Source organism: Paenibacillus sp. (assembly GCF_048976745.1).
In the GTDB taxonomy this organism is placed as follows: domain Bacteria; phylum Bacillota; class Bacilli; order Paenibacillales; family Paenibacillaceae; genus Paenibacillus.
Genome location: NZ_JBHGUU010000019.1, coordinates 69,740 through 85,741, shown reverse-complemented (window position 1 = coordinate 85,741; position 16,002 = coordinate 69,740). Strand labels below are relative to the sequence as shown.

The window sequence follows — 16,002 nt, the reverse complement described above, 5'->3', positions numbered from 1 at the left end:
CCCCCCCCCCCCCCCCCCCCCCCCCCCCCCCCCCCCCCCCCCCACGGCCTTGGCCCCCACCGGCGGCGGGCTCGCCCGGTGGGGGCTTAGCGCAGCGCAGAGCGCGGCAGCAGCCGCGGCGCTTGCGTTTTTGGCCCGGGCACCCGCAGGGGGAGAGCCGGGGCGGTTCTTGCTGTGGGCCGTGACCGGGGCCGGCAAGACCGAAATGATTTTCCCCCTGCTCCAACATACATTGGATCGTGGTGGACGAGCGCTGGTCGCTACGCCGCGCAGGGATGTGGTACTGGAACTGGCTCCGCGTCTGGCCAAAGCATTTCCCGACACCTCACTCGCTACCCTATACGGCGGCAGTGAGGAACGCTGGAAAGATGCTCAGCTCACGCTCGCCACCACACATCAACTGATGCGTTTTTACCAGGGATTTGATCTCGTGATCATCGACGAACTGGATGCTTTCCCTTATCACAACGATCCGATGCTCGCTCATGCGGCGGCATCCTCCTGTAAACCGGATGGAAATTTCGTCTATCTATCTGCTACACCGCCAGCTCGGCTACAGAGGGAAGCGGCACAGGGCAAACTCACTCATGCGAAAGTTCCAGTACGGTTCCACCGTCATCCGTTGCCTGTGCCAAGATTGATCAAGATGGTTACCGTTGCTGAATGTATTAAGAAACGAAATATTCCTTCTGCTTTAAAGACTAACATCCAAATCTCACTGCAGCGTGACGCTCAAGTATTTGTGTTTGTGACACGTATTGCCCAGATTGAGGCGTTTGTGAATCTGATGCGCTGCACTTTTCCCGGAATACATATTGAAGGAACGTCATCTCAGGACCCTGAGCGCGCCAGCAAAGTTACAGCCTTTCGTGAACGTACCATTCGTCTGCTCATAACGACAACGATTCTGGAACGTGGCGTGACCATTCCGCGGAGCGATGTCTTTATATTGGATGCAGACAATGGTCTCTTTGATGAGGCATCGCTGGTTCAAATGGCGGGCAGAGCAGGGCGTTCCATGGATGATCCGGCGGGGAGAGTGGTTTTTGCATCGCCTCGTCGGACACGTTCCCAGGTGAAGGCCGTTGCACAGATTCGGAAAATGAACACCATCGCTCGTCGCAAAGGCTACCTGCATCCACCATCCCAGACATAATTGTCATCTGCCAAGTTCGGTTCCACATTTCACAATATATTCCCAAGACTGGAGGTATGCTCCCTATGTTCAACTGGCTCAGCAACATAACCGATCACGCGCAACACCTGACCGGGCGTCTTCATCACCTGCTCGCCCCACCTGGGGCGACTTGTCTGACATGCGGCACTCGAGCGATTCTGTCTTCAATCTATCCGGGCATATGCCCGCGTTGTATGAAGCAGATTCCATGGATTCGTTCCATCCGCTGTCTGCGTTGTGGTCGGGGTGTTGGGTGCCCGGACTGTGCTCGTCCACACATGCAAAACCGTTCTTTTATCCTCAACCGCAGCGCCGTACAGTACAACCCTCTTATGAAAGAATGGATAGGCATGTACAAATTCAGAGGTCATGAACGATACGCGCCGCTCTTAACCGCGTTGTTGATTCAAGCCTTTCAAGCGATGAGCGAGGAACAAATTTCGACTTTGGCAAAAGAACCCCCAGCCCCCGTGGCTCATCCCGCCACACTTGCTCAACAACCTAAGCCGCAATGGCGGCCTGACGCGGTCACCTATGTTCCGGTGAGCAGCGAACGCCTGGCCGAGCGCGGCTTCAATCAGGCGGAGCGGCTGGCTGCTGGGCTTGCCACCGCTTGCCGCCTGCCCATTGTTGATCTGTTGCAGCGCCAGATCAACACCACCAAACAAAGCTTCAAATCACGCGGTGAGCGTATTGAAACGATGAAGAACGCTTTTTCCATCAACCCGGATGGCATGCAGTTCATTGAAGAACTATACAGGAAATCTTATCTACCAACACATATGGGCATGTCACATACCAAACCCATACAGATCCTGCTGATCGATGATATATACACAACAGGTAGCACCTTGGACGCTTGTGGGCGAGTTATCCTAAATGCTGGTTTCTCCATGGAGAGTCCGGTCGAGATTTACACCCTGACACTGGCAAGATCCTAATCGGCAAATCAGTATATTGAGCTATGTTTAATATTCCTCAAGTCTCCCTGCATACACAACCTACGCTTTACCTTCAAGTAGATAGGAAAATGTGTTCCTGTATTAATGATTTCACATTTGCGAATTCCTGTTTTCGTATTTATACCATATGGAATGTAGTTGTTTGATGAAATTATAAATGAAAGCGCAATAAGAAATTTTTTACATGTAAAAAAGAGGAATTGGTTTTCTCGCGCAGAATAGATAGTTTTGCCGTTCATAGAGGTGACAGCATAGGGAGTGGCACAACATATCTTTTGAAGGGGAGAACAAAAGTGGTCGCAGGAAAAAGAAAAAACGGATTTTACTTATGGACTGTCCGTCTACTAGTATTCATGCTGGTATTCGGACAGTTTGGCGTGTACGGGGGGAACCGGGCGCATGCCGCAACGAGTAGTGGAGTTGTATCCAGTAGTTATGATTATCGTTACGTATTATCAGTACAAAATGGACGACTGAACGTAAATCAAAAGCCGATTGATCTGAGCTGGGTAAGAGAATACAGTTTTTCTGCAACGGGATATTCGTTTTCAAGAAGGCAGTCGGTTCTGGGAACGGTTGGGAATATGACTAATGCATCTTTTGGCTCATACACATCTACCTATGCAGGAAAAGTGAACAATGCAATTCTGATCGACTTTTCAGAGATCTGGCATTATTACACAGTCATGGAATTCAGCCAATCTGGAACCAATGTGGGTGGGTGGAATATATCTCATGAGGATGTATTCGGCTACGAAACACCCAGATATGTACAACGCCATGAAGCAACGCAACTTAGCTTGGTAATCAATGCCGATACAGGAGTTGTAGTTGATTTTGTATCCGATCTTAATCCATATTACACACGAAAAGCAGAATCATTCAGCTTTGTAAAGGAAACCGGCACGAACCCGCCAATCACTACAGTTCCAGCTGCTCCAGTTAATTTGAGCGCTACGGCAAGTGATGTGGCAGTTCAACTGAACTGGACTGCAGCGAAACAGGCTGTTCAATATGAGATTGAAGAGAATGGAGTAGTTAAAGGACCATTTTATGGGATCAATTATACGAACTCCTCCTCTACACCAAACACTACATACACCTATAGAGTCCGCGGAGTTAACCAGTTGGGAGCTGGTGAGTGGAGTGAGCCGTTTGTGGTAACAACTCTACTTGAAAAGCCCGTTCTTAAAGTCATCCCGGAACAAAACAAAAATACAATTCAGTGGGAGACGGTTGAATTCGCAGATCGTTACCAGTTACAGATTGATGGTGGCACACCAATAGAATTGGGAAATGTAACCTCCTATGTACATGAAGGGCTTGAAGCAAATTCTTCACATACCTATGTACTAAAAGCCTTCTCAGTTGATAATGAGAGTGCGTGGAGTAAATTGGTGAGTCAGTTAACGGTACCTGACCGAGCAGACGGGTTAAAGGTTACGGATGCAACATTTAATAAATTAACAGTGGCTTGGACAGCAGTAAAAGGTGCTACAGGATATGATTTGGAGATTGATGGAACTGTTGTTGCTGTAACCGGAACTACATATAGCAAAACAGGGCTGGCAGCTAACACAGAGTACACATTTAGAATTAGACCTAAAAATGCGGGTGGTGCAGGAAGCTGGAGTGAAGAAATGACTGGACTCACTCAGATGAGCACACCTGTCATCCAATCCAACCCTTCGCAAGAAGAAGTGGTCCTCATCTGGTCACCAATTGATGGTGCTACAGCATATGAAGTTGAGGCTGACGGCGTTGTTGTTGGAGATATACAGGATTCAATCTATACACATACGGGGCTCAAATCTGGAACAGCACATAAATATCGTGTACGTGCCATAAGTGACAACAACACCAGTGCTTGGTCAGCTGTAAAATCACAAAATACGTTGCCTGATGCTGTTAATGGATTAGTGGTCAGTGCAGCAACCAACGCAGCCATCACTTTGAAATGGACGACCGTATCTGGAGCGACAGGGTATGATCTGGAGATCGATGGTACGGTTATTCCTGTAACGGGTGCAGCGTATACGAAGAGTGGTCTTGGTGCCAACACAGACCATACTTTCCGCATTCGTTCGAAGAATGCCGCAGGAGTAGGCGCATGGAGCGATCTGATCAGTGGAACAACGTTATTAAACACACCAGAATTCAAAGCAACATCCGAAGAAACAGTAATCAATCTGACATGGATAGATGTGGCAGATGCGACCAAGTATGAGGTTGAAGCGGATGGAGTAGTAGTGGCAACAGTAGATGAACCAAGTTTTAGCCATGCAGCGTTGCTCCCAGGAACGGCCCATAAGTATCGAATTCGTGCCTTGACGGATACTAACACGAGTGCGTGGACAGCAATTCTGACGCAGAGCACTATCCCTGCTTCAGTTACAGGCTTAACTGTTAACTCAGCGACGAATGTGGCCATTGCATTAAAGTGGACAGCAGTTACGGGAGCAACGGGATATGATCTGGAAATCGATGGAACTGTTGTCCCCGTAACGGGAGTAGCTTACACGAAGAGTGGTCTTACAGCGAACACAGATCATACCTTCCGTATTCGTTCGAAGAATGCTGCTGGCACTGGCGCATGGAGCGATCTGATCAGTGGAACGACGCTTTTGAACACACCAGTTTTGAAAGCAGTATCGGAAGAAACTGCAATCAACCTCACGTGGGCTGATGTAGCAGATGCAACGAAGTATGAGATTGAGGCTGACGGAGCAGTAGTAGCAACAGTAGGCGAACCTAGCTTCACCCATACAACACTGCTTCCAGGAACAGCCCATAAATATCGCATTCGTGCGTTGACGAATACGAATACGAGTGCCTGGACAGCAATCCTGACACAGAGTACTATCCCTGCTTCAGTTACAGGATTAACAGTTAGCTCGGCTACGAATGTAGCCATTGCATTGAAATGGACAGCAGTAACGGGTGCAACGGGATATGATCTGGAAATCGATGGAACTGTTGTCCCCGTAACGGGAGTAGCCTATACGAAGAGTGGTCTTGCAGCCAACACAGATCATACCTTCCGTATTCGTTCGAAGAATACTGCTGGTGTAGGAGCGTGGAGCGAACTCATCAATGGTAACACACTTCTAAATACACCGGTTCTAAAAGCAGCATCGGAAGAAACTAAAGTCAACCTCACGTGGGCTGAAGTAGCAGACGCAACGAAGTATGAGATTGAAGCGGACGGAGCAGTAGTGGCAACGTTAGAAGAACTTAACTACAGCCATACATCATTGTTGCCAGGAACGGCGCACAAGTATCGCGTTCGTGCGTTGACGGATACCAATACGAGTGCGTGGACAGCAATTCTGACGCAGAGCACGATACCCGCTTCAGTTACAGGATTAACAGTTAGCTCGGCTACGAATGTAGCCATTGCATTGAAGTGGACAGCAGTGACGGGAGCAACGGGATATGATCTGGAGATCGATGGAACCGTTGTCCCCGTAACGGGAGTAGCCTATACAAAGAGTGGCCTTGTAGCCAACACAGATCATACTTTCCGTATTCGTTCGAAGAATGCTGCTGGTACAGGGGCTTGGAGTGAACTCATCAATGGAAAGACACTTCTAAACACACCGGTACTAAAAGCGACATCAGAAGAGACTGCGATCAATTTGACGTGGGCTGAGGTAGCAGACGCGACGAAGTATGAGATCGAGGCTGACGGAGCAGTAGTAGCTACAGTGGAGCAGTCCAGCTTCACCCACACAACATTGCTTCCAGGTACGGCGCATAAGTATCGTATCCGTGCTTTGACAGAGACCAACACAAGTGCATGGACAGCGTTGTTGACGCAAAGTACCATCCCAGCTACCGTTAACGGTTTCATGCTAAATACCGCTACACCTGTCGCTATCTCAATGAAATGGAGCCCTGTTACAGGCGCCACCGCTTATGATTTGGAAATTGATGGTGTCGTGATCTCTGTCAGTGGATCTGCTTATACGAAAAGTGGTCTTCTGGCAAACACAGATCATACCTTCCGTATTCGTGCGAAGAATGCTGCTGGCATGGGTAGCTGGAGTGAGATCGTAACCGCTTCGACTCAATTAAATGTACCAACAACGCTGAAAGCTGTACCTGAAGAAACCGCAGTTACGCTGACATGGAATGAAGTTGCGGGTGCAACTAAATATGAGATTGAGGCAGATGGCACAGTAGTTGCTACGGTGAGTGATCTCATGTATGTACACAATGGAGTGCTTGGTGGAACGATTCATAAATATCGTGTTCGTGCCCTGACCGACACCAATGTGAGTGCATGGACAGCAGTGTTGTCTCAAACTACGTTACCTGCGAGTGTCTCAGGCTTGAGTATTAACTCTGCAACCACAGCGGCGATCGCGCTAAGATGGAGTGCTGTAACTGGAGCTACCGGTTATGACCTAGAGATTGATGGTACGGTGGTTGCCGTCAGTGGAGCTGCTTATACGAAGAGCGGACTTGCACCAAATACGGAGCATACCTTCCGGATTCGTGCCAAAAATGCTTCTGGTGCAGGAGCTTGGAGTGTGAGTATAAGTGGAATGACTCAATTAACTACACCTGTGCTGAAAGGAACTTCGGACAGAACAAACGTTATTCTGACTTGGGACGCTATTGAGGGAGCTTCGTCTTACGAAATTGAAGCCGATGGGCAAATTGTGGCGACTGTCAGTGATACAACGTTTATTCATTCTGACCTGTTACCGTCCAGTTTGCATAAATATCGCATTCGGGCATTCAATGATCAGAACACAAGCATATGGTCTTCTGTACTAAGTATTAGAACATTGAATTAGTAATGTATAAGGGGGAATGGGTTTGCATATATGTGCATCCTGTTCCCCTTTTTTGTTTTGTAAATAGACTATGGCTTCATCAGAGAAAATAAGGTAATGTATAGTTATTATCTATTCGGAAATGGAAGTTTGAGAGGGGCGTTTTAGCGATGAATCTAGGTAATTGTCCTCGCTGTGGTAAATTATATGCGTTGAATTTTCGAGATGTATGCTCGAATTGTATTAAAGAAATGGAACAGGAATATCAGATCTGTGTAGATTATTTGCGCGAAAACAAAGGCACCAATATACAGGAACTATCTGATGCAACAGAAGTTTCGATCAAAACCATTACCAAGTTCATCCGTGAGGGACGGATTTCCATCGAAAATGCCCCGAATATGATGTATCCTTGTGAAGTATGCGGAACATTGATTCGTGAAGGTCATATGTGTGACTCTTGTCGTAATCGCTTGACGAAAGACTTGGCTAGTGCAGCTCGTGATGTAGGTCAGAAGGATAACGGCAATATAGGCGGACGAACCTACAATGCTCTCGACAAACTACGCGATTAATAGGAGTCAGGGCTCAAATACATGTTTTGCTATAACAAATGTTTTGAAACGTACCGATAAACTTATTAAAGATTATCGGTTTTTTTTATTATCCTAATCATCTCGATAACATAAAGATAAAGTAAGAAAAACGTATATCAATGTAAAATTCTAACGTGGAAGGAAGTGTAGTTCATATGAAAATCAATGAACCGAGTAGAATTGGCGCAATCAATTCATATCAGAGGAACGTTGAATCCAATCAGCAGGCTGATGCCAAGAAGAGCCGCCGTAAGGACGAAGTATCCATTTCTCCGGAGGCGATGAAGATGCTTGAGGAACAAGGGCGTACACAAGATGCAGGACGCATTCAGCGGATACAGGAACTGAAAGAACAGGTCAGTTCGGGAACGTATCAGGTAGACAGCAGCAAGCTTGCTGACAAGCTGCTGCCGTATTTTAAGTCTTTTGATAAGGAATAGGTGATCACGTAATGGCAGCACTGGACAGATTAATTGCAGTTTTGCAGCAAATGGAACAAAGTCACCGCGATATGCTGGCACTCAGCGAGGTCAAGAGACAGGTCATTGTCAAAAACGATGTGGATGAACTCATTGCCGTTCTGAACAAAGAATCCCGTTTCATGAAACAACAAGAGCCATTGGAGATTGAACGGCAGAGCGCAGTTCACGAATTGCTTCAGGAGCGTGGGATCAAGTCCATGCTGAACCTGAACATTACGGAGATCTCGAAGCTGATTTTTGATCCGGCTGACAAACAGCGATTGCTTGAAGTCCAGAAGAAGCTGGCGGGAACACTGCAGGAGTTAAAAGAAATCAATCAACTGAATCAAAAGCTGATCGAGCAATCGCTGATGTTTATTGATCTATCAATGGACATCTTTGCTTCTCGGCCAGAACAGGATGCCACATATCAGCATCCTGCTGATAAGAACGGCAATCCAGGGCGAATCGGTCTGTTTGACACGCGTGCCTGATTAATTAGGGGGAAACCAGGTGACATCTACATTTCATTCAATCGAAACGGCTAAACGCAGTTTGTTCACACAGACGACAGCTCTTAGCACAACAGGTCATAACGTAGCCAATGCCAACACGGAAGGGTACTCACGCCAAAAGGTAAACATGCAGGCATCCATTCCAATGGAGCCATTTGCATTTCTGCATAGCACAACACCAGGACAGCTCGGTACAGGGGTAGAGTTCGACTCCATTACCCGGGTGCGCGAGAAATTTCTGGATGACCAATATCGTAATGAAAACACCAACTTCGGGAGTTGGTCCATTCAACGAGATACACTTGAGAAACTTGAAGCTATTGTAAACGAACCATCGGATACCGGATTTCGGACCGTAATGGATAATTTTTATAAATCATGGTCAGATCTGAGCAAAAACCCTGAGGACGTTACGGCACGCCGGATTGTCAAGGAAACAACTCTCGCTCTTACGGATGCGATGAATCAGATTAGCCGCCAATTGGATGCGCTTAGTCAGGATTTGGATAGTAACATCGCTGTGAAAAGTAATGAAATCCAGGGTTACCTGGGTAACATTGCGAACCTTAACAGTGCCATTGTGAAAATTGAGTCTCTTGGCGACAATGCCAACGATTTGCGTGACCAACGTGATCTGATGACCGATAAACTGTCCAAAATCATGAATATTACGGTTACTGATTCTCAACAAGGATACCAGATTCAGATGAATGGACAGGCACTCGTTACAGGCGGGGCAGTACAAGTGGCGGTAGATCCTGCTTTTCTGAATGATGCATATACTGCGGGTACACTCACCAATGGTGAAGTTCATGGCATGATTAAGTCCAGAGATACATTGGTAAGTGATTACCGGAAACAAATGGATGACTTGGCGAATACCCTTGCTAACGGAGATATTGAGATTACTCTTCCGGCAGGTTCGGTATTACCAGACAACACTGTACTGGATGGGGTTACATACACGGGTGCAGCGCGTACACTTGCTACAGACTTGAAGGTTACAGTCAAGGGTCTGAATGGACTGCATCAGCTAGGATACAGCATGGATGGAACTAACTCTGGAGGAGTCCCATTCTTTACAGCAGCAGGTGGTGGAACAGCTATTACAGCCGGCAATATCTCATTGAACGCAGAGATTCTGGCTGATCCGAATAAGATTGCGACTTCACTACGCACATCGGATGCTTCTGGTACAGAGACTGTAATTAAAGGTAACAATACACTTGCTATCTTGCTGGCGAATCTGAAAGATACACCGATGAAATCAGCGGATGGTTTACGTAATGCAACGATCGGTGCACAATTCAGTGCCATTGTGGGACAACTGGGGGTACAATCCCAGGAAGCTGCACGTCAGACATCCAACTCGGAGTTCCTTGTGGAGCAAGTGGACACTAGACGCCAATCTGTTAGTGGTGTATCGCTGGATGAAGAGATGACGAATATGATCAAGTTCCAGCACGCCTATAGCGCATCAGCGCGTTTTATGACCACATATGACCAACTGCTTGATAAATTGATTAACTCTACTGGCGTAGTAGGCAGATAATAGAAAGGAGTGACATAAAAGATCATGAGAATTACCAATAATATGTTGAGTTCACAACTACTGTTGAATCTTAACCGTAATGCACAGCAGATGAACAATACCCAAACTCAGCTGGCGACAGGTAGAAAGATCAATAAACCCTCGGATGATCCAGTAGGAATCACTTACTCGCTTCGTTATCGTGCGGAACTGTCATCTAATGAGCAGTATCAGAAAAACGTAGATAGTGCCGTATCATGGCTTGATTTTAACGATACGGTCATGAATCAAGCGGGAAGTGTAGTTCAGCGTCTGCGTGAATTGACAGTACAGGCATCGACGGGAACGAACCCTCAATCTGCACTGGACAGTATCAATGAAGAAGTGAAACAATTAAAAGAGCAATTAATCGACATTTCTAACAGTAAATTGAATGGTAAGTATATTTTCAATGGTGAAACCTATGATGTTAAGCCGTATGATTTCCCGACTAATTCTGACGGCTCTTTAGATACAACCAATGCAGCATCTGTTGTAACGGATAAGGGGAAAATCAATTTTATAGTGGGTGAAAGTGTACAGTTACCTATCAACGTAAGCGGAAATGAAGTATTTGGGATAGGTGCTGAAGATGACAATCTGTTTGTGATTGTGAATACAATTATGAAAGCATTAACGGATGGCAATCAGAAGGAACTGTCAGACCAACTTGACAACATTGACAGTCGAACAGATAAAATGTTAGCAATTCGTTCCGAAATTGGTGCCAAAACGAATAGAGTTGATTTGATGATGGGTCGTTTGGATGATTTGGGTATTAACTTGACTGATCTCCAATCAAAGGTTGAAGATGCGGATTATGCAGAATTATCGATGCAATCCAAAATTCAGGAAAATATTTATAATGCTTCCTTGTCAGCGGGTGCCAAAATTATTTCTCCATCTCTTGTTGACTTCCTAAGATAAAAAAAAGGGGGAGCTAACTTTTGAAGACCCTTCCTATAGTTCAGATTAGAACAATGTCATCTCTACTAAGCATTGATTCTGATCCGGGACAGTTCTCCATTCGCCAACCCAAAGCAGACGTCCAATTGAGTACCAGACCTGCCAAGCTAACGGTGGAGAGTCATCCAATTAGACTGAGTGTGGATCAGAGCAAGGCTTTTTCAGCCTATAATGGTGGCAATATGATTGATATGAATGCAAGAATATATTCAGGTATTCAGCAGCTCTTTCTTCAGAATATGGCTGATCGAGTTGAACAAGGAAATCAATTGGCTGCCATACACAAACCAGGCAATACGGTTGCAAATATTGTTGGCTCAGATTGGCAAGCAAAACCATTTCCAGAGATCAGGACACCAGCCTCGTTCGATAATGTAGAGACTCGGGTTGAAACACAGGCACCGGATATAAGCTTCCAACCTGCAGAATCGGAGATGAACGTCATTGTGAATAGACCTGAGATTGAGTACAATCGGGGCAAACTTGATATCTATGTGAAGCAGTATGCATCAATTCAATTTACTCCGCCTGCCATAGATGTAGGATTCTAATTATTATAAAGTAGAGCTATAGACGGTCTTGATCTTAGACATCTATAGCTCTTTTTGCATAAATTCTTTGCCAAGGAGGCGTTTATTATCAATATTCATACAAGCATGTGGGGACAGCTGGAAATTAAAGAGGAAGATATTTATCAGTTTCCCAAAGGATTACCTGGATTTGAAGAAGAGACGAAATTTGCTGTCATTCCATGGGACGGTACACCTTTTAGTTATTTACAGTCATTAAAAGAACCAAATTTATCGTTTTTAATGGTGAGTCCATTTGTATTTGTACCAGATTATAGTTTTGAGCTAGGTGCGACAGATAAGGAAGAGTTAGGAATCGGAGAACAAGTGTCAGTGTATTCTATGGTTACGATCCACTCCCAAACGAATAAATCAACAATGAATTTGCTCGCACCTGTTGTTCTAAATCCGGAGCATCGTTTGGGTAAGCAGATCGTTCTTCACAACTCTCCTTATGAGACTCGTCACCTCATCTGGAAAGAAGAGGATACCAAATCTCCGAAGGGTGGAGTTTAAAATGCTAGTATTATCACGCAAAAAAGGCGAGTCAATTATCATTCAGGATCAAATTGAGGTAACTGTACTCGCAGTTGAGGGTGATACAGTACGCATCGGGATCTCTGCACCCAAGCATATTGATATTTTTAGACAGGAGATTTATGCTTCCATTCAGGAAGCTAATCGTGAGTCTGCTACACCTTTAGAAGCCAATATTGAAGCTTTTATGGAAAGATTGAGAAGTACAGAAATAAAAAAAGATTAAAAAAATTCTAATTTGCTATAAACAGTTGTTCACCTTCCGTCGATATATAATTTAGACGCTGCTTCGGCAGGGCGGCCGACCTTAATGTCGCGGCGTTTACCACAAGGATGTGGAACTAACTTATCTTCAGGGAGGAAATATCAAATGATTATTAACCACAATATCGCAGCGATGAACACTCATCGCCAACTGTCTACTAACACAGCTAACACAAACAAAAATATCGAGAAATTGTCTTCCGGTCTTCGTATTAACCGTGCTGGTGACGACGCAGCTGGTTTGGCAATCTCCGAAAAAATGCGCGGTCAAATCCGTGGTTTGGATCAGGCTTCCCGTAATGCTCAAGATGGTATCTCTTTGATTCAAACTGCTGAGGGTGCATTGAACGAAACTCACTCCATTCTGCAACGTATGCGCGAACTTTCTGTTCAATCTTCCAATGATACAAATACAGATTCCGACCGTGCTGAGCTGCAAAAAGAGATCACACAATTGAAAGAAGAAATCGATAGAATCGGTAATACAACTGAGTTCAATACTAAGAAATTGCTCGATGGCCGTTCGGGTAAAAATGCAATAGCAACTGGTGGTACAGGTGCAGCTGCAGCTAAAGTTATCTCTACCGGTGACAATGCGATTGGTGGAACATACACAGGAATTACACTCACTACGGCTGCTACTAAAACAGAAACTGCTGCAGGAACAGCAGTAGCTACCGTAACAGGTACTGGAAGTACTAACCTAGTTCTGAACGATGTAGCATTTGAATTCGCCAAAGATGTATCAGCATCAGACATGGCTGCTGCAATCAACGCTAAATCCAAAGAAATTGGATTTACAGCTACTGTAACTGCTGGTAACGAATTGACATTCGAAGCTAATGATTTCGGTTCTGGCTATACACTTAACGCTACTGGTACTGCATCAGCAGTAGTAGGTGCACCAACAGCCGGTACAAATGCAGTAGTAGATGCAACTACATTACCAACTGGTACCACTGCTACAATTACAGATTCCAAACATGGTGGACAAGTAACCTTGAAAGGTGGCGCACTGGACGGAACAGTGCTTGATCTGTCTGCTAATGCTGATGGTAATACTATTGAACTTACAGTAGCTGATAACAGCTTGGATTTCCAAATTGGTGCTAATGCAGGTCAACAAATCAACATTGCAATCCAAGACATGCGTTCTGGAGCACTTGGAGTTAATAATATCGATGTTAGCAATGCAACAACTGCTAGTGATGCTATTACTACCATTGATAATGCTTTGAGCAAAGTATCCGGCGAACGCTCTAAATTGGGTGCTTACCAAAACCGTCTGGAACATACAATCAACAACTTGGGCGCTTCTTCCGAGAACCTCTCAGCTGCTGAATCCCGTGTTCGTGACGTAGATATGGCTAAAGAAATGATGAGTCAAACGAAGAATAACATTCTTGCACAAGCTGCACAAGCTATGTTGGCGCAAGCTAACCAACAACCACAAGGTGTTCTTCAATTGCTTCGTTAAGATTAACTTCTATAACCACAAAAAGTCCCAGGCTTATGCCTTGGGACTTTTTGTTATAGATTCTTTGTAATCTTTTTTGCTGATTTACTAATCAAGGATTTGGAAAAAACCGATATATACTATAAATGAAAAGTCAGGGGTTGTCCAAAGATGAACTTCCAATTTTCTTTGCCTGCATCTAATTCGGTTAAAAGTAGCATTTCAAATGTACAACAACAAGCAGATAATTCTTTGAGTGCAGAGTCACAGATTACTAATATTAAGACTGCCAAAGATATTCGGAGTAAAGAGTTGCAGGGTGTTCAACTGACTCTTGGTCAGCAGCATTTAATTCAAAATATTGAACGGGCAGTTAAAGCGCTTGAAGGACCTCAAACGACACTAGATATCAGTATCCATGAAAAGACTCATGATATCATGGTTAAAGTGTTGAACAAGGAAACCGGTGAGATTATTCGTGAAGTTCCTCCTGAGAAAACACTGGATCTAGTAGCTAATCTTATGGAAATTGCCGGTATTATAGTGGATGAAAAGATATAAATATTTTAGATAAGGAGCTGAAATGATGAGAATTAACGGATTTTCAGGTATGGATATTGATAGCATGGTAAAAAGCTTAATGACTGCTAAAAAAGCTCCATTGGACAAACTAAACCAACAAAAACAGTTACTTCAGTGGACACGTGATAGTTATCGCGAGTTCAATAGTAAGCTTGTTGATTTTCGTACGAATAAATTATCAGACAAGTACGGCATTTCCTCTGCATTAAATGTTCAAAAGGCATTGGTTACTGGTAATACAGACGCTGTCAAAGCGGAGGCTTTTGCTAACGCTACGGGTATTGATATGGAAGTAAAGGTGAATCAATTAGCAACAAAGGCTTCAGTAGAAACAAATGGGGTCGGACAAGGTATAACGACCAAAACAACACTTGCCGAATTAGTGGCTGGAGGTAGCTCTTCCATACCGACGGAGTCAGATAAATCTAAAGAATACAGTTTGACAATTAACGATATTAAATTCGAAGATAAACAGGGGAAGTCATTATTTAATGGTTCTACTTCTATTGCCACTGTTATTTCAACTATTAATGCCAATACCAAGGCGAATGTTACTGCTAGTTTTGATGAAATTACAGGGAAGTTAATCATTAACTCGAAGACCAGTGGAAAAGACGGCAAAGTAGAACTTGGTAGTGGTGGCGAGGATAATACATTACTTGATGCGTTTAATGGAATTAAACAATTTGAGCTTGAAGATGGATCGCTCGTTAATACTAAACCTGGGGTAAACGCTCTACTTGAAATTAATGGGACAATAATGGAGAAAAATAGTAACATTTTTACTGTTAACGGCATTCAGCTTACTTTACTTAGTAAAAGCACTGTAGATAAACCTGTGACTCAAATAAAAACACAAATTGATTCGCAAAATGCACTGGATACAATCAAATCGTTTGTTGAGGATTACAATAATTTAATAGAACTTCTTAACTCAAAAGTTTCAGAAGAAAAATATCGTGATTTTGCACCTTTAACGGATGAACAAAAAGCAGAAATGAATGAAGATGATATTACAAAGTGGAATGAGAAGGCTAAAAGTGGACTTTTCAAAAATGATGACATTCTAAGCTCTGTTATTACAGGCATGCGTTCAGTTATCACTAGCCAATTGGGATCATTAAGCTCTATAGGAATTTCAACCGGAAAATACTATGAGAACGGCAAACTGAAGATAGATGAGAAGAAGCTCAAAGAAGCAATTGCTGATAATCCGCAAAAAATTGTGGATATTTTCCAGGGTCCTTTGAATGCTCCCAATGATGGTCTTCTCGATAAGCTCGGAGATAAAGTAAATGAAGCACTTGATAAAATTTCTTTGAAAGCAGGTACTGACAAATTTTCTACAGATTTAAATAGTATTTACAAAGAAGAAAGTGTCATGGGTAGAAGACTGAAGAATTATAACAAGCAAATTAAAGAGATGCAAACCCGATTAGCCAATGCTGAGGATCGATACTACAAACAATTCACAGCAATGGAGACGGCTATGAGTAAATACCAGTCTCAGTCGTCCAGTCTTCTTAGTAGTTTAGGTATGACTTCTCAATAATAGAGTAAAGG

At 44.2% G+C, this 16,002-nt stretch carries 14 protein-coding genes; all 14 read left to right on the top strand.

The window, feature by feature from the left end:
• A partial coding sequence (locus ACE3K2_RS23435; protein WP_421895713.1) for a helicase-related protein occupies positions 1–1,156 on the top strand: 1,156 nt, incomplete at its 5' end.
• A 299-nt stretch (positions 1,157–1,455) separates the two neighbouring features.
• Complete coding sequence (locus tag ACE3K2_RS23430) at positions 1,456–2,118, top strand: ComF family protein (RefSeq protein WP_421895711.1); 663 nt, start codon at positions 1,456–1,458, stop codon at positions 2,116–2,118.
• Positions 2,119–2,432: 314 nt separating this feature from the next.
• On the top strand, positions 2,433–6,944 hold the full coding sequence (locus ACE3K2_RS23425) for a fibronectin type III domain-containing protein (RefSeq protein ID WP_421895708.1): 4,512 nt from the start codon (positions 2,433–2,435) through the stop codon (positions 6,942–6,944).
• Positions 6,945–7,093: 149 nt separating this feature from the next.
• On the top strand, positions 7,094–7,498 hold the full coding sequence (locus tag ACE3K2_RS23420) for a TIGR03826 family flagellar region protein (RefSeq protein WP_339311039.1): 405 nt from the start codon (positions 7,094–7,096) through the stop codon (positions 7,496–7,498).
• 176 nt (positions 7,499–7,674) lie between these two features.
• Positions 7,675–7,959, top strand: a complete 285-nt coding sequence (gene flgM / locus ACE3K2_RS23415; RefSeq protein WP_053779526.1) for a flagellar biosynthesis anti-sigma factor FlgM — start codon at positions 7,675–7,677, stop codon at positions 7,957–7,959.
• Positions 7,960–7,970: 11 nt separating this feature from the next.
• Positions 7,971–8,474: a flagellar protein FlgN gene (locus tag ACE3K2_RS23410; RefSeq protein ID WP_076333996.1), complete on the top strand. Its 504-nt coding sequence runs from the start codon at positions 7,971–7,973 to the stop codon at positions 8,472–8,474.
• Positions 8,475–8,493: 19 nt separating this feature from the next.
• Complete coding sequence (flgK, locus tag ACE3K2_RS23405; RefSeq protein ID WP_421895704.1) at positions 8,494–10,047, top strand: flagellar hook-associated protein FlgK; 1,554 nt, start codon at positions 8,494–8,496, stop codon at positions 10,045–10,047.
• Positions 10,048–10,071: 24 nt separating this feature from the next.
• The gene (flgL, locus tag ACE3K2_RS23400) at positions 10,072–10,992 is read left to right on the top strand and encodes a flagellar hook-associated protein FlgL (protein ID WP_421895701.1); all 921 of its coding nucleotides are present in this window, start codon (positions 10,072–10,074) and stop codon (positions 10,990–10,992) included.
• A gap of 20 nt (positions 10,993–11,012) precedes the next feature.
• Entirely contained in the window at positions 11,013–11,582 is a 570-nt protein-coding gene (locus ACE3K2_RS23395; RefSeq protein WP_421895698.1) for a DUF6470 family protein, read from the top strand.
• A 54-nt stretch (positions 11,583–11,636) separates the two neighbouring features.
• A complete protein-coding gene (gene fliW / locus ACE3K2_RS23390; protein WP_421895695.1) occupies positions 11,637–12,116 on the top strand; it encodes a flagellar assembly protein FliW in 480 nt (159 codons plus the stop codon).
• 1 nt (position 12,117) lies between these two features.
• Positions 12,118–12,363: a carbon storage regulator CsrA gene (gene csrA / locus ACE3K2_RS23385; RefSeq protein ID WP_421895692.1), complete on the top strand. Its 246-nt coding sequence runs from the start codon at positions 12,118–12,120 to the stop codon at positions 12,361–12,363.
• 144 nt (positions 12,364–12,507) lie between these two features.
• Positions 12,508–13,878 (top strand): flagellin, encoded by a 1,371-nt coding sequence (locus ACE3K2_RS23380; RefSeq protein WP_421895689.1) that lies wholly within the window; start codon positions 12,508–12,510, stop codon positions 13,876–13,878.
• A gap of 150 nt (positions 13,879–14,028) precedes the next feature.
• On the top strand, positions 14,029–14,418 hold the full coding sequence (locus tag ACE3K2_RS23375) for a flagellar protein FlaG (protein ID WP_133386074.1): 390 nt from the start codon (positions 14,029–14,031) through the stop codon (positions 14,416–14,418).
• A 22-nt stretch (positions 14,419–14,440) separates the two neighbouring features.
• Complete coding sequence (gene fliD / locus ACE3K2_RS23370; RefSeq protein WP_421895685.1) at positions 14,441–15,991, top strand: flagellar filament capping protein FliD; 1,551 nt, start codon at positions 14,441–14,443, stop codon at positions 15,989–15,991.
• The last annotated feature ends 11 nt before the right edge of the window (positions 15,992–16,002 follow it).